General features: G+C 57.0%; 23 protein-coding genes. 9 read left to right on the top strand and 14 right to left on the bottom strand.

Annotated features, from left to right (window positions below):
* Positions 1-16 precede the first annotated feature (16 nt).
* The 8 genes from D8B20_RS10270 to D8B20_RS10305 form a co-directional block, all read right to left on the bottom strand.
* Positions 17-1,099 carry an acyltransferase family protein gene (locus D8B20_RS10270; RefSeq protein WP_145888787.1) on the bottom strand — a complete coding sequence of 361 codons (1,083 nt, stop codon included), beginning with the start codon at positions 1,097-1,099 and terminating at the stop codon, positions 17-19.
* 414 nt (positions 1,100-1,513) lie between these two features.
* Positions 1,514-2,266 carry an L-cystine ABC transporter ATP-binding protein TcyN gene (tcyN, locus tag D8B20_RS10275; RefSeq protein ID WP_145888788.1) on the bottom strand — a complete coding sequence of 251 codons (753 nt, stop codon included), beginning with the start codon at positions 2,264-2,266 and terminating at the stop codon, positions 1,514-1,516.
* Positions 2,263-2,931: a cystine ABC transporter permease gene (gene tcyL / locus D8B20_RS10280; RefSeq protein WP_145888789.1), complete on the bottom strand. Its 669-nt coding sequence runs from the start codon at positions 2,929-2,931 to the stop codon at positions 2,263-2,265. The genes tcyN and tcyL overlap by 4 nt, the downstream gene beginning before the upstream one ends.
* Positions 2,931-3,731 (bottom strand): cystine ABC transporter substrate-binding protein, encoded by an 801-nt coding sequence (gene tcyJ, locus D8B20_RS10285; RefSeq protein WP_145888790.1) that lies wholly within the window; start codon positions 3,729-3,731, stop codon positions 2,931-2,933. The genes tcyL and tcyJ overlap by 1 nt, the downstream gene beginning before the upstream one ends.
* Before the next feature lie 119 nt (positions 3,732-3,850).
* Complete coding sequence (locus D8B20_RS10290) at positions 3,851-4,837, bottom strand: D-cysteine desulfhydrase (RefSeq protein ID WP_145888791.1); 987 nt, start codon at positions 4,835-4,837, stop codon at positions 3,851-3,853.
* A 132-nt stretch (positions 4,838-4,969) separates the two neighbouring features.
* Positions 4,970-5,473, bottom strand: a complete 504-nt coding sequence (gene fliZ / locus D8B20_RS10295) for a flagella biosynthesis regulatory protein FliZ (RefSeq protein WP_128600621.1) — start codon at positions 5,471-5,473, stop codon at positions 4,970-4,972.
* A 49-nt stretch (positions 5,474-5,522) separates the two neighbouring features.
* Entirely contained in the window at positions 5,523-6,245 is a 723-nt protein-coding gene (locus D8B20_RS10300; protein WP_021509900.1) for an RNA polymerase sigma factor FliA, read from the bottom strand.
* 143 nt (positions 6,246-6,388) lie between these two features.
* Positions 6,389-7,357: an HNH endonuclease signature motif containing protein gene (locus D8B20_RS10305; RefSeq protein ID WP_145888792.1), complete on the bottom strand. Its 969-nt coding sequence runs from the start codon at positions 7,355-7,357 to the stop codon at positions 6,389-6,391.
* Between the two features lie 322 nt (positions 7,358-7,679).
* Between D8B20_RS10305 and rfbA the strand changes: the two genes are divergently transcribed.
* From rfbA to rfbD, 3 genes are read left to right on the top strand one after another with little or no spacing between them, the layout of a single operon-like run.
* Complete coding sequence (gene rfbA, locus D8B20_RS10310) at positions 7,680-8,546, top strand: glucose-1-phosphate thymidylyltransferase RfbA (RefSeq protein WP_145890521.1); 867 nt, start codon at positions 7,680-7,682, stop codon at positions 8,544-8,546.
* Position 8,547: 1 nt separating this feature from the next.
* Positions 8,548-9,096: a dTDP-4-dehydrorhamnose 3,5-epimerase gene (gene rfbC / locus D8B20_RS10315; RefSeq protein ID WP_145888793.1), complete on the top strand. Its 549-nt coding sequence runs from the start codon at positions 8,548-8,550 to the stop codon at positions 9,094-9,096.
* Positions 9,081-9,962, top strand: coding sequence for a dTDP-4-dehydrorhamnose reductase (rfbD, locus tag D8B20_RS10320; protein ID WP_145888794.1), 882 nt, complete (start codon positions 9,081-9,083; stop codon positions 9,960-9,962). Before rfbC ends, rfbD begins: the two co-directional genes overlap by 16 nt.
* A gap of 426 nt (positions 9,963-10,388) precedes the next feature.
* Here rfbD and D8B20_RS10325 read toward each other — a convergent pair whose 3' ends face one another.
* The 5 genes from D8B20_RS10325 to D8B20_RS10345 form a co-directional block, all read right to left on the bottom strand.
* On the bottom strand, positions 10,389-11,537 hold the full coding sequence (locus D8B20_RS10325) for a DegT/DnrJ/EryC1/StrS family aminotransferase (RefSeq protein WP_145888795.1): 1,149 nt from the start codon (positions 11,535-11,537) through the stop codon (positions 10,389-10,391).
* A gap of 185 nt (positions 11,538-11,722) precedes the next feature.
* Entirely contained in the window at positions 11,723-15,229 is a 3,507-nt protein-coding gene (locus tag D8B20_RS10330; protein ID WP_145888796.1) for a glycosyltransferase, read from the bottom strand.
* A gap of 170 nt (positions 15,230-15,399) precedes the next feature.
* On the bottom strand, positions 15,400-16,332 hold the full coding sequence (locus D8B20_RS10335) for a flagellin N-terminal helical domain-containing protein (RefSeq protein WP_145888797.1): 933 nt from the start codon (positions 16,330-16,332) through the stop codon (positions 15,400-15,402).
* A gap of 246 nt (positions 16,333-16,578) precedes the next feature.
* Positions 16,579-17,511 carry a flagellin N-terminal helical domain-containing protein gene (locus tag D8B20_RS10340; RefSeq protein WP_145888798.1) on the bottom strand — a complete coding sequence of 311 codons (933 nt, stop codon included), beginning with the start codon at positions 17,509-17,511 and terminating at the stop codon, positions 16,579-16,581.
* 204 nt (positions 17,512-17,715) lie between these two features.
* Complete coding sequence (locus D8B20_RS10345) at positions 17,716-18,648, bottom strand: flagellin N-terminal helical domain-containing protein (RefSeq protein WP_145888797.1); 933 nt, start codon at positions 18,646-18,648, stop codon at positions 17,716-17,718.
* A 232-nt stretch (positions 18,649-18,880) separates the two neighbouring features.
* Between D8B20_RS10345 and fliD the strand changes: the two genes are divergently transcribed.
* The 4 genes from fliD to D8B20_RS10365 all read left to right on the top strand — a co-directional run bounded on the left by fliD (position 18,881) and on the right by D8B20_RS10365 (position 21,915).
* Positions 18,881-20,284 (top strand): flagellar filament capping protein FliD, encoded by a 1,404-nt coding sequence (gene fliD, locus D8B20_RS10350; RefSeq protein WP_145888799.1) that lies wholly within the window; start codon positions 18,881-18,883, stop codon positions 20,282-20,284.
* 11 nt (positions 20,285-20,295) lie between these two features.
* Positions 20,296-20,697, top strand: coding sequence for a flagellar export chaperone FliS (gene fliS, locus D8B20_RS10355; RefSeq protein ID WP_145888800.1), 402 nt, complete (start codon positions 20,296-20,298; stop codon positions 20,695-20,697).
* Complete coding sequence (fliT, locus tag D8B20_RS10360) at positions 20,697-21,059, top strand: flagellar protein FliT (protein ID WP_261388021.1); 363 nt, start codon at positions 20,697-20,699, stop codon at positions 21,057-21,059. Before fliS ends, fliT begins: the two co-directional genes overlap by 1 nt.
* A gap of 181 nt (positions 21,060-21,240) precedes the next feature.
* Positions 21,241-21,915: a class I SAM-dependent methyltransferase gene (locus D8B20_RS10365; protein WP_145888801.1), complete on the top strand. Its 675-nt coding sequence runs from the start codon at positions 21,241-21,243 to the stop codon at positions 21,913-21,915.
* 44 nt (positions 21,916-21,959) lie between these two features.
* Here the strand turns inward: D8B20_RS10365 and yedD are convergent, their stop codons facing one another.
* Positions 21,960-22,421 (bottom strand): lipoprotein YedD, encoded by a 462-nt coding sequence (yedD, locus tag D8B20_RS10370; protein ID WP_145888802.1) that lies wholly within the window; start codon positions 22,419-22,421, stop codon positions 21,960-21,962.
* A gap of 148 nt (positions 22,422-22,569) precedes the next feature.
* Between yedD and D8B20_RS10375 the strand changes: the two genes are divergently transcribed.
* Both D8B20_RS10375 and D8B20_RS10380 read left to right on the top strand, forming a co-directional pair.
* Positions 22,570-22,893 (top strand): DUF6388 family protein, encoded by a 324-nt coding sequence (locus D8B20_RS10375; RefSeq protein WP_145888803.1) that lies wholly within the window; start codon positions 22,570-22,572, stop codon positions 22,891-22,893.
* Positions 22,894-23,216: 323 nt separating this feature from the next.
* Positions 23,217-23,456: a DinI-like family protein gene (locus D8B20_RS10380; RefSeq protein ID WP_145888804.1), complete on the top strand. Its 240-nt coding sequence runs from the start codon at positions 23,217-23,219 to the stop codon at positions 23,454-23,456.
* Positions 23,457-23,469 lie beyond the last annotated feature (13 nt).

The following is a 23,469-nucleotide window of genomic DNA, read 5'->3' on the forward strand; positions in this document are numbered from 1 at the left end:
TCCGGGCCGCCCTTTTTTATGCCGCTGATTTACTGCGTTTCCAGCCAATCAGCGTCGGGAAGATAAACAGCGACTGCCCCAGCCCGCGGTTGGTCAGCGACCATACCGCCACCGAACACAGCGAACAGATGCCCACAATCGCTACCGGGTAGAAGCAGGCCCACAGCAGCGAAAACCACGCCTGTTCAAACAGATGATGGCGCTGTGCAAACAGAATCGCTGACATGCCAAAGAACTCAATGAAAATGCGGTGGATTACGTAGATCTGCAGCGTGTTACGCCCCACCCAGTTCATCCAGCGCATGGAAAAATGCTGGTTCAGCCAGCGGCAGGCCGCCACGCTGAACAACACCGCCAGAGTGCACATAAACAGGCTCTTATCGAGACCAAAAATCACATGAATGCCGGCCAGCGCCGCCAGCAGCGACCAGGGCAGAACGTTTTCGCGGCGCAGTTCACTCAGGCGCAGCATCAGCGGCCCGCGGAAGGCACCGAGCAGGAAAAACAGGAAATATTGCGCCAGACTCTGCGGCCCCCAGTACGGAATGATTTTTTCCGCCGCCAGGTAGTTCAGCACCACCGCCACCGCCAGCAGCGCCACTTTATGCTGACGGAAAATCCTCGCGCACAGGAAGTACAGCGCCAGGCCGTAGAGATACCAGGAGGTGCTCATCGCCATAAAGGTCAGCTTGAGAAACTCCAGCAGTGAACCGGCATAGGCGGCGTTCAGGTTTTGCGAAATGCGCTGACCGGTGATCTCGGTTGAGATACCCACAATCGACCACCACTGAATAAAGCCCCACAAAATATAGAGATAGAACAGGTTGGTGATGCGGCTGGTAAACACCTGTTTCCAGGGCCGGTTGAGAATGCCATTGGTCGCCAGTAAACCGGAGACAAAGAAAAAGGCGGGCATACGCAGCGGGGATAATACAGTATTAAACTGCACCCATATTTCTGCCGGTATCCAGCCTGCACTCAAATAATTAACGGTCGTTTCAAATCCGGGTAATACGGTGTGATACAACACCACCAGCAATATGCAGGCCCCTTTCAGGGTATTGACCCATGCAATATCTTCTTTCCTGGCGTTATTCATAAATATGACTCCCGCTGCTGTGTAGGACGTAGAGAAAAAGCGTGATATGCGGTGCTGACGCGGTTATGGTTTTTAAACGATTATTCAACAAGCCCATCGCACTGACTCTAGCGAAAGTCTTAAAACTTTTTTACTGGCCCTGATATAACAATACTTTACAGTAGCGGAGGCGCATTGACCGGCTGCAGGCACAGCGTTTTCCTGTGGAATTTCAGCCAGCCACGCCCTGCCCGGCTCGCGGTTACGCTGCGCTAACGGGAAAATAAATTAAGAACATTCCGCCGCCTGACCAGCCAGGATAAAATTCACTTTTGCGCCGCCATAAAATAGATGCAGCAAAAGGTTAATCTTATATTTAATGAATATGTTAGTGGCGAGAAGAATAAAAAAGGGCCGGTGAGCCGGCCCCTGAAATTAAGGATTGAGGAATTTATCCAGGAACTGCCGGGTGCGCGGTTGCTGCGGATCGCTGAACAGGGCTTTGGCCGCACCCTGCTCCACAATCCGTCCCTGATCCATGAAGATGGCGCGGTCGGCCACGTCACGCGCAAAGCTCATCTCATGCGTCACGATCACCATGGTGCGTTTTTCCTGCGCCAGTGCGCGAATGGTACTGAGCACTTCGCCCACCAGCTCCGGATCCAGCGCGGAGGTGGGTTCATCAAACAGAATCACCTCCGGGCGCATCGCCAGCGCCCGGGCAATCGCCACGCGCTGCTGCTGGCCGCCGGAGAGACGGCGCGGATAGCTCTCCTCTTTGCCGTGCAGGCCCACTTTTTCCAGCAGGCTGCGCGCGCGCGCCACCGCTTCCGCTTTCGGCTCGCCTTTGACGATCACCGGCCCCTCAATGATGTTCTCCAGCACGGAACGATGCGGGAACAGGTTAAAGTTCTGGAAGACAAACCCCACCTGCTGCCGCAGCTGCCGCACTTTTTCTTTCTGCTTATTCAGCCCCAGGCTGGCATCGATGGTAATGTTGCCTACCGTGACCTGGCCGCTTTCCGGTACTTCCAGCAGATTAATGCTGCGCAGCAGCGTGGTTTTACCGGAGCCGCTGGGACCGATAATCGCCACCACTTCGCCCGGCGCGACCTCAAGATCAATGCCGTGCAGCACCGTCTGGCCGTTAAACTGCTTGACCAGCTGACGTACTTCTATCGCACTCATTTTGCCTCCCGATCCTGACGATTCACGTGCGCTTCCAGGCGATTCTGCAGTGCTGACAGCACCGTTGCCATGACCCAGTAAATCAGCGAGGCCGCCAGATACATGGTGAACACTTCCAGCGTACGCGACGTAATAAGCTGCGCCTGACGGAACAGCTCCGGCACCTGAATGGTGGCCGCCAGCGAGGTGTCCTTCACCAGACTGATAAAGCTGTTACCGAGCGGCGGCAGCGCGGTGCGTGCCGCCTGCGGCAGAATCACCCGGCGCAGCGTTTGCCAGCGCGTCATGCCGATACTGGCCGCCGCTTCCCACTGGCCGCGCTCAATGGCGGCGATGGCACCGCGCAGCGATTCGGAGGCATAGGCAGCGGTGTTGAGCGACAGGCCAATCATGGCGGAGGGAATCGGATCGAGTTCAATGCCAAACTGCGGCAGGCCGTAGTAAATCATAAACAGCTGGGCAATCAGCGGCGTACCGCGAAAGATCGACACGTAAAACCGCGCCAGCCCCTTCACCGGCCAGAAGTGTGACAGGCGCATCAGCGCCAGCACAAAGCCCAGCACCAGGCCGAAGAACATGCCGCCGATACTCAGCTGCAGCGTAAACAGCGCGCCTTTAAGCAGAAAAGGTGCTGAATCCAGCACCAGTTGGAGACTTTCCTGCATTATTTCGTTACGTCCGCACCAAACCACTTGTCAGAAAGACGGGTCAGCGAGCCATCTTTCTGCATGTCGGCGATGGCGGCGTTGATCGCTTTCAGCAGATCGTCATTGCCTTTGCGCAGCGCCACACCGGCTTCCAGACGGGAGAACGCCGGGCCAGCCACCGCCATGGTGTTGCCGGTTTTCTTCACCAGATCCAGTGCAGCCAGGCGATCAACCAGAATGGCGTCAACGCGGCCGGAACGCAGATCCTGATATTTGGTCGGGTCATCATCATAGGTACGGATATCCACGCCTTTGACGTTGTCGCGCAGCCACTGCTCATAGTTTGAGCCCAGACCCACGCCCACTTTCTTGCCGGCGAGATCGGCCGGTTTGCTGATGGTGCCGGCATTTTTCTTCAGCGTCAGCGCCTGTACGCCGGAAATGGTATACGGCGTGGAGAAATCATACTTTTTCTTACGCTCGTCGGAGATGGTGACCTGGTTGATCACCACGTCAATACGTTTCGAGTCCAGCGAAGCCAGCATTCCGTCCCACTTGGTGGGTTTCAGCGCGGCTTTTACGCCCAGGTGCTGCGCCAGCGCCTGCGCGAACTCCACTTCAAATCCGGTAAGCTTGCCGTTTTCATCCTGGAAGCTGAACGGCGGATAAGTGCCTTCCAGTCCCACGCGCAGCTCGCCTTTGCTTTTCACCTGCGCCAGCAGATCCTCTGCCGCGAAGGTTTTCACGTTAACGCCCGCAACCAGCGCGACCGCCATCATTCCCATCACCAGCTGGCGACGAATCGGAGAGAAAATCATAATTACCCCATTTATTGTGATGTGTTGTGATTGTTGTGTGCCTGCTTAGCCTGGCGCGATGCACGGTGCCAGGCGTGAATCCCTAACCGCCGGATTATAATCTTTTTTTTGCGCTTGTCTCAGACCGAAGGATGATAAGCAAATAACGCCGGTGCGCCGCCGGTATGCACAAACAGCAGCGGACCTTCGCGGCGGAAGCGGTTCTGACTGATGCCGTCAATCAGGCCCGCCATGGCTTTGCCGGTGTAGACCGGATCCAGCATGATGCCTTCCAGCCGCGCCAGCAGCCGTACTGCCTCCATGCCTTCGTCATTGGGCTCGCCATAGCGCGGAGCAAAGTACTCATCCCACAGCGTGACCGGCGCCTGCGCGCTGACCTCCAGCTGCGCGGCCAGCGGGGCACGAATGCGCTCGACCACCGGCAGCTGCGCGTCAACAGTGCGCGAAACGGTGACCCCGACCAGTTCGGTGGCAGGCAGCAGCTGCTCCAGCCCGACCGCCAGCCCGGCGTGGGTGCCGCCGCTGCCGGAAGCCACCACAACCGCAGCAAAATCGACCACGCCTTCGCTCTGATGCGCGATCTCCTGCGCACACTCCACGTAGCCAAGCGCACCGAGTACGCTGGAGCCGCCTACCGGCACCACATACGGGCGAAAGCCCTGGGCTTCAAGGCGCTCCGCCTGCGCGGCCAGCTGCGCGGCGGGATCGTGCAGCGCGTCGACGACGATCGCGTCAACATCCATCAGATCCAGCAGCAGGCGGTTGCCGTTGGTCAGGTAATTTTCGGCGGTGGTGCCCAGTGGGTTTTCCAGCAGCGCTACGCATTTGAGGCCAAGACGCGCCGCAACGGCGGCCGTCTGCCGGACGTGGTTGGACTGAATCGCGCCGGCGGTCAGCAGCACATCGGCGCCTTCACGCAGCGCTTCCGCCGCCAGAAACTCCAGCTTGCGCAGTTTATTCCCGCCAAGTGCGACCGGCGTAACGTCATCGCGTTTGATAAAGATATCGCGTCCGAGATAGTCAGACAGGCGTGGCAGATGTTCTAACGGCGTGGGCGCACCGAGAAGTTCAAGACGGGGGAACTGGTGCAAAAGATGCAGGGACAATGCAGCCTCCATTCGGGCAATGTGCAGTTATCCATACAGTGTTGCAGAAGATGACGCAGGGCGCATCCGGAATTACGCGCCGATGGCCGCCGGCGGCTGACAGGCAGGTCAGCCACCGGGGCGAAATCACGCTCAGCTGCGCTGCCAGCCTAAAAACTGATCATATTTACGCAGCGCGATGCGGTAGTTGTTGTTACCGGCATCGGGCAAATCATTCTCCAGACATTCATGCCAGCTATTGCCCCGTAATCTTTCGGCCGGGAAATTTTTCGCTTTCAGCATGTCATCCAGACGACGCAGTCGTACCACATATTCACGAATCGTACTGTGACTCATTTCGGTCTGCTCAAACAGATATTGTTTGAACGCCATAATGTCGAAGTAATTCGGATGGGTATTACAAAAAATATCGCTGCAGAAACGGCACAGTGCCGTCAGTTCTGGCTGAAGTTTCATCCAGACCTGATCATCAATCATCTGGTCCATCCGTGCGATGGCCTCTTTATTGATGATCTGGCCACGGAATACTAACGCCATGCGATCTAAAACTTTGCCACAATGTGAACAGTTGCTCTGGCTGTGTTTATAGTCTTTAAGATAGCGACTTAACGGTCTGGCTTTGACTTTGGCTCCCATTGCTGAGTCCCCGGTGTTATTATTTTTGGTTCCCCAGGAACTGAGTCCATCAGCGCGCTCCCGTTAACCGGGCTCGCAGGCGTTTGATCGCCTGACTGTGCAACTGGCTGACGCGGGATTCTCCCACTTCAAGCACCGCGCCAATCTCTTTCAGGTTCAGTTCTTCCTGGTAGTACAGTGTGAGCACCAATTTTTCGCGTTCGGGCAGCGCCTCGATCGCTTCAATCACGCGTTCACGCAGGTTTCCTTCCATTAACTGATGCAGCGGGTTAGCTTCCTCATGGCCCTCTGTCACCAGTTCCGCACTGTCGCCGTGTTCTTCCCGATACTCGTCGTAGGAGAAGAGCTGACTATTATTGGTATCCAGCAGAATCTGCCGGTACTCTTCCAGTGATACATTCAGACGCTCAGCCACTTCCTGCTCGGTCGCCGCGCGCCCCAGCGCCTGCTCTACCTGATGCATAGCGCCGGCCACCTCACGTGCGTTGCGTCGCACGCTGCGGGGAGCCCAGTCGCGGCTGCGCAACTCATCCAGCATTGCCCCTCTGATGCGTTGTACTGCGTAGGTGGTAAAGGCGGTGCCCTGCAGCGCGTCATAGCGCTCCACGGCATTCAGTAAACCGATGCCACCCGCCTGTAACAAATCATCAAGCTCAACGCTGGCTGGCAGACGTACCTGCAGACGCAGCGCTTCATGCCGCACCAGAGGGACGTAGCGCTGCCAGAGCGAATGTTTATCCATCACGCCGTCGGCGGTATAGAGATCGTTCACGTTGACTACCCTGCGTTAATTAAGTTATCGGCATGATTATCCAATTCTGTAGAGGTTTCGATTGGCAGAATAGGCAGGCAAAAGCAAGGTTATTTCAGATTTGTAATGAATGGCGGTGGATCGCACCGCCAGCGCGGGATCGATCAGCGCAGGTTGCGCAGGCGCTGCCTTGTGCCGGGCGGCACGGCGTCCCACAGTACGCAGGTTTTGCCCTCCAGCGCCTGATAAAAGAGGCTAATGGACGCGTCGCTCTCCAGCGCGTGATTAAACAGCACCTGACCCGTTTCCGCATCAATGCTTATCATTTTATTGATAAACAACCGCTGCAGATCGCTGCGCAGAAATAAGCCGTTATCCACGCTGTTATCGGCGAGAAAGCCCTCTTCGTTCTCCTGGGTGTCAATATGACAGGCTTCCACCCACGGCCAGCTGTGCCGCTCCGTTAAGCGCGTACCGGTAATAATACAGGCCCCGTAGCGCGCCCTGACGGCGGAACTGAACTCTGCCTGGCTGGCGCGCTGCAGCACCCGGGCTTTCACCCGCCGCCCGACCTCGGTGCCGGGCATCACCGCCGCCGGCATTTTCTGCTGCGGCGTGCTCAGCACCACCAGAAACTGAATGCGGCGCGACAGCGGAAAACAGGGATGCGCCTGCCGGTCAAACAGCTGCCAGTACTCCTCTTCTTCGGTCTGACGCATCAGCACCAGCTTGTAGCCACGGCTGCTCAGCAGATTCTGTGCCGCAGCGGAGCTGGGATCGAGCATGGCGTAGACCTGCGTTTCGCCAATCACCTTCCAGCGTCCGCTCTTGCGTCCGTCGTCATTGCGCCGGAAATAGAGAAACGTCTGGCCGGTCTTCAGATAGTGCTCAAAGCGGCGCAGATAATTTTTGCGTTCATTATCATCAGAAACAATCAGCAGGTCTTCCAGCGGACTGTTGAGCTCCTGCTGGGCGAAGACCGCGCGGATGATCAGATGACGGTAGCTGGTGGACGGGCTCAGCAGGCCGCGCGCGGTGAGTTCCTTCTCTTCCGGGTGCTGCTGCGCGTAGCGCAGGGCAATCTCCTCGAAGGTCAGCAGCTCACCCGGTAACAAGTCATAATTGAAGCGCATAGACACCCCAGAAAAAGAAAAAAGTACGACGAAAAAATTCGAGTGGTTCTGAGTGGTGTTATCGGCAGAGCGCCGGTGAGCTGTAATCCGGCGGTGATTTTGCGACGCTTGTCATGCCGCACCAGCAATCCGCCGTCGCCGGCCAGGCAGATTTGCATTAACGCAGCATGAAACCCCGGCCAGCCCCCTGCGCCCTGTACCGCTTATCCCCGGCATTACCGGCTTTTTTACTGGTTATTCGCGCCATCAATTCCCCGCTTCCCCCCTTATTCTCAGGGCATCGCTCTGCGGGTAGCAGAGAACAGGAATAAGGAAGGCGATGATGAAAGGTATAGTGCTGGCGGGTGGCACCGGCTCCCGTTTACACCCCGTGACCTGCGGCGTGTCGAAACAGCTATTGCCGGTATATGACAAACCGATGATCTACTATCCACTTTCCGTCCTGATGCTGGCCGGTATTCAGGATATTCTGGTCATCACCACGCCGGACGACCTGCCCGCGTTTCAGCGCCTGCTGGGAGACGGCAGCCATTTTGGCGTGAATCTGCAGTATGCCGTGCAGCCCTCGCCGGACGGCCTGGCGCAGGCGTTTATCATCGGCGAATCCTTTATTGCGGGTGAACGCTGCGCGCTGGTGCTGGGCGACAATATCTTCTTTGGTCAGAGCTTTGGCCGAACGCTGGAAGAGGTGGTGGCACGTCCTCAGGGTGCCACCGTGTTTGGTTACCGCGTGATGGACCCGGAGCGTTTTGGCGTGGTGGCGTTTGATAAGCAGTACCGCGCGGTGTCGATCGAAGAAAAACCGGCGCAGCCGAAATCGAGTTTCGCGGTCACCGGCCTCTATTTCTACGATAAAAACGTCTGTGCCATGGCGCGCGAGGTGCGTCCGTCACCGCGCGGCGAGCTGGAAATTACCACGCTCAACCAGATGTATCTGGAGGACGGCCTGCTGAATGTTGAAGTGCTGGGCCGCGGTTTTGCCTGGCTCGACACCGGCACCCACGATAGCCTGCTGGAAGCCTCTCACTTCATTCACACCATTGAAAAACGTCAGGGTTTTAAAATCGCCTGTCTGGAAGAGATTGCCTGGCGCAAAGGCTGGATTGGCAGTGAAGCAGTGCTGCAGCGTGCATCTTACCTGAGCAAAACCCAATACGGCCAGTATCTGCGACTGCTGGTGGAGGAGTGAGATGGACGTTATCGCGACCAGAATTGCCGATGTAAAAATCATTCAGCCCGCCGTGTTTGGCGATGCGCGCGGTTTCTTTCTGGAAACCTTCGAAAAGCGTCGCTACCAGCAGTTACTGGATATCGATCTTGATTTTGTGCAGGACAACTATTCCCGTTCAGCACAGCATGTCCTGCGCGGCCTGCACTTTCAGAAAACCCAGCCGCAGGGCAAGCTGGTGCGGGTGGTGCGCGGTGAAGTGTTTGATGTGGCCGTGGACATTCGTCCTGACTCACCCACTTTTGGCCAGTGGGAAGGCATTGTGCTTTCTGAAACCAATAAAACCCAGCTGTGGATCCCGCCGGGACTGGCGCACGGCTTCGTGGTGCTGTCTGAGATCGCCGATTTTGAATACAAATGTACTGATTACTACGCGCCACAGGATGAAGCCTGTCTGATGTGGAACGATCCTGATATCGCCATTCAATGGCCTGTAACCCTGCCGCAGCTTTCGGCAAAAGATCAACAAGGACTTTCTCTGCAGGAGTTAGTGCAATGCGCGTTTTGTTAACCGGTGCTTACGGCCAGCTTGGCCGGAGTTTGCTGGATCGGGTACCGGCTGCGTGGGTGCTGCTGGCCTGCGGCTCGGCGGAATTAGACATTACCGATCGTGCTGCGGTTGAGCGGGTGGTGAAGAAATTCCGCCCTGATGTGATCCTAAACGCGGCGGCTTATACCGCCGTGGATAAAGCAGAAACCGATCGCGTCCGGGCAATGAAGGTCAACGCCATTGGTCCGGAAAACCTCGCGCTGGCGGCGCGTGATGTGGGGGCCCGCCTGATCCACATCTCAACCGATTATGTGTTTGATGGCAGCAAAAAAACGCCTTACCTTGAAAGCGATCAGCCCTGCCCGATTAACTTCTACGGCCTGAGCAAGTGGGAAGGTGAAAAGCGGGTGTTTGCCGTGCTGCCGCAGGCGATCGTGATTCGCACGTCGTGGGTGTTCAGCGAATACGGTTCTAACTTCGTGAAGACCATGCTGCGTCTTGCCGCCACGCGCACTGAGCTCAGCGTGGTGAATGATCAGGTGGGATGCCCGACCTACGCCGGCGATCTGGCGATGGCGATGATCGCGCTGGCCAGCGCGGAACAGGCGCAGGGGATCTACCATTACTGCGGCGATGTGGCCGTCAGCTGGTGTGAATTTGCCCAGGCTATCTTCGTGGTGACGCAGCAGGATACCGTGGTAAAAGGCATCAGCAGTGGGCAATACCCGACGGCTGCCGTGCGGCCGCTGAATAGCGTGATGAACTGCACGCGTCTGCAAGAGGCCGGCGTGACGCCTTCCGACTGGCAAGCCTGCCTGCTGCTGGCCCGTCTCTCCCTCTCTTCCGTCTTTACCCCGCCCGAACCGGGTGTGAAGGTGCTGCACTAAGGCCAGAAAAGGGCGTCTCAGACGCCCTGCAATTCGTGCTTCCGCAACGAATCCGTTTCCTGATGCGGTCGCGCCCGGCGACGTTTCCCCTGCCGCCGTCTTCACCCTGACCGCGCCGGATACCCGGCACCGACATAAAAAAGGGCGTATCAGACGCCCTGCAATCCGCGCATCCGCGGCGAATCCATTTTCTGATACGGTCGCACCCGGCGGCATTTCCCCTGCTGCCGTCTTCACCCTGACCGCGCCGGATGTCCTGTCCCATGCAAAAAAGCGTCTCAGACACCCGGCAATCCGCGCATCCGCGGCGAATCCGTTTCCTGATACGGTCGCGCCCGGCAACGTTTTCCCTGCCGCCGTCTTCACTCTGGCCGCGCCGGATACCCGGCACCGACATAAAAAAAGGGCGTCTCAGACGCCCTGTGGTCAGCTCACCAGCGGCAAATCGGTTTTCTGATGCTGATGTGCCAGGCTGCGTATCATCGCCACAATACTCTCAACCACCTCCAGCGCCAGCCCCGGGAACACCGGCAGGCAGAGCACGCGACTGGACATGCGCTGCGCCACAGGCAGCATTGTTTCATCGGCGCTGGCCAAATTGCGATACATCGGGAAGCTGGTGATAAGCGGATAGAAGTAGCGGCGGGCAATGATATTTTGCTCACGCAGATGCTCATAGAGCGCGTCGCGGCTTACCGGATACGCATCGGTCACCATCACCGGCAGATAGGAGTAATTCCACTCCACGCCGGCCGGAATCGTCAGCAGCTCAATGCCGTCAATCTCTGCCAGCAGCTGATGATAATGCGCCTGAATACGGGCGCGTTCCGCTAAGGCGCTGTCGATATGCTTCAGCTGCAGCAGACCAAACGCGGCCTGCACTTCATTCATTTTGCCGTTAATGCCGGTCGCCACAATGGTGGTCTCATCGGCAAAGCCGAAGTTTTTCAGGTAATCAATGCGCTTTTTCATTTTGGCGTCACGGCAAATAATGGCACCGCCTTCAATGGTATTAAACGCTTTGGTGGCGTGGAAACTCAGTATCGAAAGATCGCCATAATTGAGGATGCTGTTGCCCTCTTTCCGCACGCCAAAGGCATGCGCCGCGTCATAGATCACCTTCAGCCCGTAGAGATCGGCAATGCGCTGGATTTTGTCAACGTCACAGGGATTGCCATAGCAGTGCACCGGCAGGATGGCCGTGGTCTGCGGGGTGATCGCCTGTTCAATTTTGCTCGCATCGATGTTGCAGCTGTGCGGATCGATATCCACAAACACCGGCGTTAAGCCATTCCACAGCAGCGAATGCGAGGTGGCAACAAAGGAGTAAGGCGTCGTGATCACTTCACCGGTGATACGCAACGCCTGCAGCGCCGTCAGCAGTGCCAGCGTCCCGTTGGTAAACAGGCACAGGTGTTCAACGCCCAGATAGCGCGCCAGCTCCTGTTCCAGCTGCTGGTGAAAAGGCCCGCCGTTGGTCAGAATTTTATTCTGCCAGATCGCCTCCAGATACGGCACAAACTCCTCCAGCGGCGGCAACAGCGGGCTGGTAATATAAACGGGTTTCGTATTCATACTTTTACCTCAGCGGCGTCAGGGGATTACGCCTGCCCGCAGTCGAAGGTGATTAATAAGGGTGCAGGTTGCAGACACGATTGCAGCAACCTTTGCCAGTCATGGAGTGAGCAGCCGCTTCTTTCTGCGTCCCCACTCACCCGCCGCCTGGCGACCTGCTGCTGCCAGCAGGCCGGTTATCCGGTTTACTGTGTCCAGGCCGCGGCCCAGGCACGCAGATTTTCCCCGTCGAGCATCCAGTGCTGGCGGATCTCCTGCTGCAGCGTGGCGCCCATGCGCGCGCTGGCCTGCGGATCGGCAAGGTGCATGTTGATGGCGTCCACCCACTCTTTATGGCGGTTTTTCACCCGCGTCACCGTCAAATCTCCGCGGTAACACGCCACGTCGCTGCAAATCACCGGAATACCACAGGCACCGTACTCCATCAGGCGCAGGTTACTTTTGCAGGTGTTGAAGAAGTTATCTTCGACCGGTGCCAGCGCTAAATCGAGATTCAGCGAAGCCAGTTTGGCCGGGTAGCGCTCAATCTCGACGCCATGGTGATATTCATGAATATAGGGCTGTAGTTTGGCCGGGCACATGCCAAAGAAGACCCACTCCACCTGATCTTTGAAATGGCGTACCACATCCACAATCATCTCCAGATCGCCGGTATGGCTGGAGCCACCGGCCCAGCCGACGCGCGGTTTTTTCCCCTGCCCGCGCAGGGACTGGAGCTGCCCCCACCAGTCATGCGACAGGCGGTTTTTCCGCACCACGATATCGGGATGCATGCCGGCAAACGCCTCTGCCAGCGGCTCGGTGGAGACCACAAAGCGGTCCACATAGCTCAGACTGCGGCGCATCAGCTTTTTCACATCGTTACCAAACTGTGCACGGTGGTGATTCTTCAGCGGGATATTGGGCAGATAGTCATCCAGCTCATAAATTTTGAACGCCTGACTGTGCCGGCTGATGTTATCCAGCCACTCATGGAATTCCGGATCAATGCGGCGCTGGAACACCAGCGTGTCAGGGGCATAGCGCTGCAGCTCTGCGACATTGATCAGTGCAGTGGAAAGTTTGCCGTCAACCAGCCCTTCTGCCCGCATCGCTTCGAAAGGCTTGATGATGCGGTAGTAACCACAGCCGGCAAAGTCGGCCATATACGGCATCACCACCGGCAGCGGTCGCCACGACAGCGGTCGCCACGTCAGTTCACTGTCAGAGGAGATGCTAAAGTTCACGTTATTCAGCGTGAGGTTCGGGTTGTAGGCCGGATCCTGAGCAACCAGCCCGATCCATTTTTGCAGCTGAGCCGTCTCTTCTGCGCTGCGCGCCGCGCTATCGACCGTCTGCTCCGGATTGATCTGCCGCAGCAGCCGGACATACGGCGTCCAGACCGTCATTAAACCGGCGTCGCGCACCCGCAGACAAAAATCGATGTCGTCGTAATAGCCTAAGCTTTCATCGAAGCCGTTCAGGGCCTGGAAAACCTCCGTCCGGATCATCATCAGATCGCCGGAAACGGCGCTGTAGTTCTGATCGGCCTGCAGACGCGTCATGTGCCCGGCCAGCTCGTTGCTGTCCCCATAGAACGGTTCACCCGCCAGGCCATTGATGCCCAGCACGTAGCCCGCATGGCGCACCAGGCCGTTGGCATAAATCTGCTTCGCACCGGTGATCGCTACTTCCGGACGCTGTGCATGGTTCAGCAGGTTGTCCAGCCAGCTGTGATCCAGCACGGCCAGATCGCTGTTCAGCAGCAGCAGATAGTCGCCGCGCGCTTCAGCAGCGGCGGCATTGACCATGCGGGCGCGATGGAATTTGCCGGCCAGCTGCAGCACGCGAATGCGCGCCGGGTCAATATCCGCCATGCCGCGCAGCCAGTCGTGCTGTGCCTGAGTGCCCCCTTCGGCGGCAACCAGAATCAGCTCATAATTCTGCGAAGCGGTTTTTTCCATCAGCGAGGTCACGCAGCTCACCAGGTTCGCCAGGTGGTTGCTGATCACGATCACAATGGAGACCGGTGCCGGCCGGGCGTGTGCATAGTGCAGCTGATAGGTATTGTGCGGACTCAGGCTGACTGTGGCATCCGCGTAGCCGCGGTGCTGCAGGTGAGTGCGAATAATGGCGCGCTCTTCTTCGGCGGGCTGGCGCAGCTCGTGGGTCTGCACCAGCGGCTCGGCAAGGTGGCCGATGACGCCGAAAGGCTGCGTTTCCACGGTGCGCAGAATCGCGTCGAGTTCAAAACTCACCGGCCAGTGCGGCGCAAAGCCGCCGAGCTGCTGCAGGTACTCCCGGCGATAAAGCCAGTGACTGGCCATTCTGGCCGGATTGCTGAGCAGCAGATCGAGGTTAAAGTCCGGACGGAATGACGCCCCGACCGGCCGTCCGTTCACCGGATGCACCTCATCTGCATAGATCAGCTGGCAGTGCGCGACATCCGGCAACACCGTGCCCAGCGCCTGCAAACCGGAAGAGTAAAGCTGGCTGCCGGCACGGATAATCAGCAGCCAGTCAAATCCGCCGGCGGCGATCAGCGCATTGATCGCCGGGACGATCTGATCGTCGCGCACGTCAATACGCGCTTCCGCCGGCGGGGTAAAGGTCTGGTGCGGCGCAGCCAGCACCACCGGATGCAGGGTTAAACCGATAACCGGGCACTGCAGGCTGTTCAGGGTGGTCTGCCACGCCTGCTGGCTGGCGTGACGGGCATCAATCAGCACCCGGATGTGTGCCGCCGGCTGGTGGGCAAGGTGTTGCGTAATCAGGCGCTGGTCCAGCGGACGCAGCGTACGCTGGCGGAACCAGCGGGCAAAATAGCTTTCGGTCAGCGCATTTTGCAGCGCGCTGCTGAGGTCAAACGGCTGGAACTGCAGGGGATCGTGCAGCGGTGCGCAGCCGATCCAGCCCGTTTCCAGCGCCGCGTTATACCAGCCCAGCTGTTTAATCTCTTCCGGTAAACGCTTATGTGACTGGCTGGCGACGGTGCCATCGAGGCGCGCTTCCTGACTAATCTGTTCACGCGACACGCGCACCTGCGACAGAGACTGCGGCAGGTAAACCAGATGGCCGTGGCGCAACACGCGCAGATAAATCACCAGATCGGCAATAAACGGCAGTTCTTCATCGACCAGCGTGTGCAGCGCTTTCTTATCTTCCAGCAGCGTGCGCAGCACCGCCGTGCGCATCAGCACCGCACTCGGTTCACCAATGAAGTTGTTCAGCTGATCGGCCTGCCAGCGCGCCATATCCTGCCCATGAAACACGGCCGCTTCCTGCAGGGGGGAGACGCTGTAGAGTTCATCGTTCAGCGCTTTTCCTGTGGAATCGATACGGTCACGCTTGCCGGTTGCCATTACCGCTTCCGGCACCTGCTCAAGGGCAGCAACCAGCTGTGACACGGCCTGCGGCAGCAGGATGTCATCGTCATAAAGAAACTTAACGTATTCACCCTGCGCACGCGAAATCGCCTGGCGGAGGTTGGCGATTTCGCCTAAGGAGGGCTGATGCTTCTGATAAGCGATAGGGAACCGGCTTTCGGCCCGACAGGCATCGACAATCGCCGCGATTTTATCGTCGGGACGATCGTCGCCGATGATAATTTCGCAGTGAGGATAATCCTGTGCCAGAGCACTCTTCAGGGCCTGTTCGAACCAGGTGGCCTTATACGCGGGGATGATTATGCTTACCAGAGCGTGCGCGTTCATTGTCCGTTTTATCCTCAGCCTTAACGAAAACTTACGTCGTTGTGACGTATTAACAGGCCCAGAATACTGATCAATGCCGGAAACAATCGCGCCATTATCCGGTAAAAAAGCGGTTAATCCCGCCCATAAAAAAGGCCCCCGGTTGGGGGCCTGGTGTCGCTGCGTGAAACTTAACGCAGCAGAGACAGCATGGTCTGTGGCACCTGGTTGGCCTGCGCCAGTACTGAAGAGCCAGCCTGCTGCAGGATCTGCGAGCGGGACATGTTGGACACTTCGGTCGCGTAGTCAGAATCCTGAATACGGCTGCGCGCTGCAGACAGGTTGTTCACCGTGTTGTTCAGGTTGGTGATGGTCGATTCGAAGCGGTTCTGCGACGCACCCAGCAGGCTGCGCTGAGAGTCAACAGACTTGATCGCTGCGTCGATGTCAGCCAGCGGCGTGGTGCCGGATGCTGCACCCGATGCGCCGCCGGTCACGGCACCTTTCAGCACGTCGAAGCCTTCCGCGCTGGTGGTACGCGCGGTGCCGTTCACGGTGTCACCGGAGGTCATCGCACGGGTGTTCAGTGCGGTGCCGCTGGTGCCGGCTTTCGCCAGGTTGTAGCCATCGCTGGAGCTGATGGTGATAGCGATGGTTTCGCCGTCTTTTGAACCCACCTGGAAGTTGTAGTTGGTTGAGCCGGAACCGGTGTTCAGCACTTTGATGCCGTTGAAGTCGGTCTGCGACGTCACGCGGTTGATCTCTTCCATACGCTGGTTAACTTCAGCCTGGATGGAGTCGATGTCAGATGCAGAGTTAGAGCTGTTCTGCGCCTGTACGGTCAGGTCACGCACACGCTGTAAGTTGTTGTTGATCTCGGACAGCGCGCCTTCAGCGGTCTGTGCCAGAGAGATACCGTCGTTGGCGTTACGTGCAGCAACGGTCAGGCCATTAATGTTAGAGGTGAAGCGGTTAGCAATCGCCTGACCTGCAGCATCATCTTTTGCGCTGTTAATACGCAGACCAGAAGAGAGACGCTCAATCGCCGTGCCCAGAGACGCCTGTGATTTTGACAGGTTGTTCTGAGTCGTCAGCGACAATGTGTTGGTATTAATCACTGCCATAGCAAGTTTCCTTTATTAAGAGAAATAATTCAGCCCTTCAGGCCTGCGGTTCTTCACCGTATTAAAGTTATCGTCAGCTTCCGAAAAAACTTCACTGTTTTTAACCATTATTTCTCCCCTGCCAGATAAAAAATAAAACCAATTAACTATCAATAAATTAAATATAGTTTTCTGCGTTTTCATCCGGCCGCAGAAATAAAAAAACGGAGCCACTGGCTCCGTTTTGTTTGCATGCCTGCTGAATAATTAACGCAGCAGAGACAGCATGGTCTGTGGCACCTGGTTGGCCTGCGCCAGTACAGAAGAGCCAGCCTGCTGCAGGATCTGCGCACGGGACATGTTGGACACTTCGGTCGCGTAGTCAGAATCCTGAATACGGCTGCGCGCTGCAGACAGGTTGTTCACCGTGTTGTTCAGGTTGGTGATGGTCGATTCAAAGCGGTTCTGCGACGCACCCAGCAGGCTGCGCTGAGAGTCAACAGCTTTGATCGCGGTATCGATGTCAGCCAGCGGCGTAGAGCCGGATGCTGCACCGGATGCGCCGCCGGTCACGGCACCTTTCAGCACGTCGAAGCCTTCCGCGCTGGTGGTACGTGCGGTGCCGTTCACGGTGTCACCGGAGGTCATCGCACGGGTGTTCAGTGCGGTGCCGCTGGTGCCGGCTTTCGCCAGGTTGAACTTATCGCTGGAGTCGATGGTGATAGCGATGGTTTCGCCGTCTTTTGAACCCACCTGGAAGTTGTAGTTGGTTGAGCCGGAACCGGTGTTCAGCACTTTGATGCCGTTGAAGTCGGTCTGCGACGTCACGCGGTTGATCTCTTCCATACGCTGGTTAACTTCAGCCTGGATGGAGTCGATGTCAGATGCAGAGTTAGAGCTGTTCTGCGCCTGTACGGTCAGGTCACGTACACGCTGTAAGTTGTTGTTGATCTCGGACAGCGCGCCTTCAGCGGTCTGTGCCAGAGAGATACCGTCGTTGGCGTTACGTGCAGCAACGGTCAGGCCATTGATGTTGGAGGTGAAGCGGTTAGCAATCGCCTGACCTGCAGCATCATCTTTTGCACTGTTAATACGCAGACCAGAAGAGAGACGCTCGATCGCGGTGCCCAGAGAGGCCTGAGATTTAGACAGGTTGTTCTGAGTGGTCAGTGACAATGTGTTGGTGTTAATAACTGCCATGATGTTTATTCCTTAACAGGTAGTGGATTCAGGCCGAAAGCCCTGGGCGTTCTCGCCGTCGTGAAAATTTATCGGCAGCCGCTTCACAACCTTTAATGATGATTTTGTGAAAAAACGGCGTCAGCGATGTGACTGAACAGAATCTGACCAGTGGCCGCAAAAAAAAAGCTCCCGAAAGGGAGCTTTGTCGGTACGCCGTGCGAATTAACGCAGCAGAGACAGCATGGTCTGTGGTACCTGGTTGGCCTGCGCCAGTACTGATGAGCCAGCCTGCTGCAGGATCTGCGAGCGGGACATGTTGGACACTTCGGTCGCGTAGTCAGAATCCTGAATACGGCTGCGCGCTGCAGACAGGTTGTTCACCGTGTTGTTCAGGTTGGTGATGGTCGATTCGAAGCGGTTCTGCGACGCACCCAGCAGGCTGCGCTGAGAGTCAACAGACTTGATCGCTGCGTCGATGTCAGCCAGCGGCGTGGTGCCGGATGCTGCACCCGATGCGCCGCCGGTCACGGCACCTTTCAGCACGTCGAAGCCTTCCGCGCTGGTGGTACGCGCGGTGCCGTTCACGGTGTCACCGGAGGTCATCGCACGGGTGTTCAGTGCGGTGCCGCTGGTGCCGGCTTTCGCCAGGTTGTAGCCATCGCTGGAGCTGATGGTGATAGCGATGGTTTCGCCGTCTTTTGAACCCACCTGGAAGTTGTAGTTGGTTGAGCCGGAACCGGTGTTCAGCACTTTGATGCCGTTGAAGTCGGTCTGCGACGTCACGCGGTTGATCTCTTCCATACGCTGGTTAACTTCAGCCTGGATGGAGTCGATGTCAGATGCAGAGTTAGAGCTGTTCTGCGCCTGTACGGTCAGGTCACGCACACGCTGTAAGTTGTTGTTGATCTCGGACAGCGCGCCTTCAGCGGTCTGTGCCAGAGAGATACCGTCGTTGGCGTTACGTGCAGCAACGGTCAGGCCGTTGATGTTAGAGGTGAAGCGGTTAGCAATCGCCTGACCAGCAGCATCATCTTTTGCGCTGTTAATACGCAGACCAGAAGACAGACGCTCAATTGCGGTGCCCAGAGAAGCCTGAGATTTAGACAGGTTATTCTGAGTAGTCAGTGACAGTGTGTTGGTGTTAATAACGGCCATGAGAAATTCCTTAAATAAAAAGTTGAGGTTCTGTCGGGCTTGTGGCCCGGGGCCATTCAGCTTGCTTTGGTTATCGTCGGGGGGTGAAAAAACCTTAGAATTTTTTTAAACGCCGGAAACAGCCCCTGAACCCTTCTCTATTTGCCTTATTGTTTTTTTTGCCCGGCACTAATATTTTTCCGGTCGCTGCCGATACCTTCCCAGTGATAGTCCACTAACTAAGGATCAGAACATGGCAAGTGTCAGTAATCTTAATGCCGGCAACAGCCTGGGCTTAAGCGATCTCTATGACCAACTGCAGTCTGCAGAACAGGCTAACCTTACGCCCATCACCACGCAGCAAACCTCGTTCAAAGCGAAGCTGACGGCCTGGGGCGTGGTACAAACTTCGCTGGCGAAAGTGCAGACCGCAGCCGCCGCGCTGAAAAACACCTCTGCTATTGCTTCCACCAAAGTCAGCAGCACCAATACCGCTTTCACCGCGACGTTAGCTAACTCCGCCTCGGCGGGCAGCTACTCGGTGGAAGTAACGCAGTTAGCCAAAGCGCAGTCGCTGCTCTCGACCGCCGCCACCAGCAAAGATACCGATCTGGGTGACAGCAGCCTGGCGTCACGCACCATCACTATCAGTCAGCCTGGCCAGAGCACGCCGATGACGGTGACGCTGAACCAGGATCAGACCAGCCTGGCTGATATTCGTGATGCGATAAACAAGCAGCAGGGCAGCGTCACCGCCAGCGTGATCAAATCCGATGACAATACCTATTATCTGTCACTGACATCGCGTGATACCGGTGTCGCGAACCAGATGACGGTCAGCACCAACGATACCAAACTGGCCGGCTACATTGGCTACACCCAGGGCGGCAGCAGCAACGGCATGACCGAACAGGTGCCTGCCGCCGATGCCAAACTGAGCATCAACGGCGTCGCGATTACCCGCAGCAGCAACACCATTACGGATGCGCCGGAAGGCGTGACGCTGAACCTGACCAAAACCAATACCGGCAGCCCGGAGACCCTCTCGGTCACCAAAGATAACGCGCCGATGATTGCCGCGGTTCAGGCTTATGTGGATGCTTACAACTCGCTGCAGACCACCATTGCCAACCAGACCAAATATACGGCGGTTGATCCTGGCAGCACCACGCAGAACAGCAGCAACGGTGACCTGCTGGGTGATGGCACCCTTCGTAATATCCAGACCAGCCTGCGCTCCAAGCTCTCCAGCAGCGCACAGAGCGGCGGCAGCATTTCGCTGCTGTCACAGATTGGGGTGACGCAGGATGTCAACGGCAAGCTGACGGTAGATAACACCAAGCTCAGTAACGCCCTTGATCAGAAAGCGGCGGACGTGGTGTCGTTCCTGTCAGGCGATGGCAAAACCACCGGCTTTGCCACCCAGACCAGCAATTACCTGGATCAGGTGCTCGGGACGGATGGCTCGGTGCAGAACGCGACCGACGGCATTAACAAATCGCTGAAAAAATTATCTGACGACTACGATCGCGTTAACGCACAGATTACCGCCACTATGGCGCGCTATAAGACTCAGTTCACGAACCTGAACACGCTGGTTTCGTCGATGACACAGACGCAAAACTATCTGACGCAGCAGTTCGCCAATATGAGCTAACAGGAGTGAATATGTACGCAAAAGCGGGAATACAGGCCTACGCACAGGTCGGTGTGGAGAGTGCCGTGTTAAGTGCCAGCCCACACCAGCTGGTGGTGCTGCTGTTTGATGGTGCACTGAGCGCCATGAAAAAAGCCACTATTCTGATGGAACAGGGTGATATTCCCGGTAAAGGTCAGGCGCTGTCCAAAGCCATTAATATCATCACCAATGGTTTACGCGCCGGCCTGAATCATGAAGCTGGCGGCGACATTGCCGCCAATCTGGATAATCTGTACGAATACATGACGCGGCGTCTGCTGGAAGCCAACCTGCGCAACGACCCGGAAGCCATTGCCGAAGTGGACCGGCTGCTCAGCAACATTGCTGACGCCTGGAAGCAGATTGGCCCGAACGCAGCACAGGAAGCCTGATGATGAGTGCGCATGACGATCTGGTTCAGGGGTATCAGCAGCTGCTGAAACTCAGCAATACCATGCTGGCGCAGGCACGTGACGGGCTGTGGGATGAGCTGGTCGCGGCAGAAACCACCTATGTCAGCCGCGTCATGCACCTTGCCGGCGACCGCGATGCCAGCGCCCTGCCCGCTGCGCTGCGTCTGCAGCTGCGTCCGATGCTGAAGCAGGTGATGGACAACGAGGTGGAAATCAGACAGCGGCTGGCGGCGCGCATGGAAGAGCTGCGCTCGCTGGTGCAGCAGACCTCGCAGCAGCAAAAAGTCACCCACGCCTACGGGCGTTTCTCCAGCCAGGTACTCTATCCCAACGATCTCTGATGTGTGCTGACAGGGAGAGGCGACTCTCCCTGCCGTTTCCCCCTCCTGCCCCCCGCCGTTAAACGCATAAATACCCGCAAAAACCCGGGCTGTTCGCGCCCTTGATTTGTGTCTGCTGTGGCACAGTGACTGCACATCTGGCAGGCCTGCCGGCTTCACATTCCTCTGATAAGGTAACAAGATGCTTGAGATTGCGGATTTAAAAGTGTTTTTCCAGGAGCCTGAAGTACAGCAACAGATTGACAGCGCCTGGGATAAAGTGGGTGATGCGCTGGCGGAAGCGCAGGCGGCGCTGCCGGAAGAGCTGGCCATGGCGCGCCGGGAGCTGTCGTTTCACAGCCACGTTAAATGCCTGGGCTATCTCTGCTGGCTGCTGGAGCATAACCATGTGGCGGGCGACATCATTGAGATTGGCGTCTGGAAAGGGAAATCCACTGCGTTTATGAGTGAGATTTGCCAGCACAAACGCCGTATCATCAGCATTGACCCGATGGAGCTGGCACGGCAGGAGAGCGAACTACGCTTCTACCATGAGCGTCTGTTCCCGGAAGTACACCTGATTCGCGGCTATTCTGAACTCAGTATTGAACGGGTACAGGCGCTGAATCCGCGCACCGTTCTGCTGCATATCGACGGCGGGCATGAAGGGCGTCACGTGCTGCTGGATTTCCTGCTCTACTCCCCTACCGTGATTTCAGGCGGCTTCATTGTGTTTGATGATTACCGCGATCATCAATACTCCCCGCAGGTCGGGCCGGCGGTGGATCTGCTGCGCGCGGGCGGCTATTTCAACGGTTTTGATGTGGTGGGCAGCCTGCCGGGCTTTGAGAACAGTTACCTGCTGCAGAAACGCTGAGGCTGGCAGAACGCCCTCGTCCGCAGGATGAGGGCGTGCAGCGATTATTTCGCCGCCGTGACCGGTTTCAGAATGGCCGGTTCGATATCCTGAATCACCGCTTCACCGGGGCGCTTCGCCACCTCCTGCAGCGCCTGCTGGCACTCCATGGTCGGGCGATCGACCTTACGCAGCGTCAGGCCATCATAGTGCAGTTCACCGTTTTCAACCTTCAGCGGCATCACGCGCACCTGCCGGTTAACGTTAACCCACTCATCACCCAGCCGTGTCAGCTTACCCGGCTTGGCAATGACGCGCTGCCACTGACGGCAATCCAGCGTGTCGCCTTCGGCGCTGATAATCAGGCTGCCAATGGCCCGATCGCTGATCAGCTCTCCCTGCGGGCCGACGGTCTGCCAGTTGCCCTGCAGCGCAGCGGGCGCCGGCGTCCTGACCGCATCTTCATAACTGTTGATTTGCGCACATCCGCTCAGCGCCAGCGCGGCCAGTATCATCCACTTTTTCATCTTCGGTCCTCAGACTCGCTTCAATGGCGGCTACGTTATAATTTTTCCAGTGAGTTACGCAAGGTATCTGCGGCAAAAGCCGCGGTTTCCTGACAAGCCGCGTCGCGCACGTTACACTAGGCGGCATGTCAAACAGCAGGTACCCCGAATGAAAACCCCGCAAGAGTATTACGCGCAGGCGCGCAGCATGTTTTTTACCGCCCATCCCGATTTCCAGGCTGCGCTGGACGAGCTGACCGAAAGCGATGCCAGAGCAGCTAATCTGTCGCTGCGCGAACTGCGCGAGTGGCATGCTGAGCGTATCTATGCGGCCTTTCTGCGACAGAAAAAGCTGGACGGCATGCTGTTCTCCATTCAGCTGGCCGAACCGGACAAAGCCGTGGCCGCGGAAGCGATTGAAACCTATCTGAAATCTCATGCCGAAGCGCTGGGTATGACGTGGGAAGCGTTCTGCCTTAAAAACGATCTGTAGCCGTTCAGCAGCCGGCAAAAGCCCGGCACAACAATTTCGCAGAAAAAGTTGTACAAGTTGCAAAAAACTGTATAACTTAACGCTGACGACGACTGTCGTAGATTGTCCTTGAACGAATGGTGCGTTTGCACCGCCTCTGGAAGTGTTGCTGGATTTCCACCTCCAGAGGCTCTATTTTTTTCGTCTGCTGCTCCCCTTGATCGCGATATAGCGTGCGCGCTTTGCCCGCCACAAAAATATTTTCACTTACGCCCCACCGCCGCTTGCCCCTGTTTTTATTTACAGTATTATGGCGCTCCCACTTTAAAAACTGGATTGCCGTGATGTTTGTGGAACTGATTTATGACAAGCGCAACGTGGCCGGCCTGCCGGGCGCACGCGAGATGATTCTGCGCGAGCTGGAGAAGCGCGTGCAGCGTGTCTTCCCGGATGTGGAAGTGCGTGTTAAGCCGATGGAGCGAAACGCGATTGAGACAGATATGAGTAAAAACGACAAAGCCACAATTGCGCGGATTGTTGAAGAGATGTTTGATGAAGCCGATATGTGGCTGGTGGCCGACTAGGCCACCAGAGGAA

It is taken from the genome of Candidatus Pantoea soli, from assembly GCF_007833795.1.
GTDB classification, from domain to species: Bacteria; Pseudomonadota; Gammaproteobacteria; order Enterobacterales; family Enterobacteriaceae; genus Pantoea; species Pantoea soli.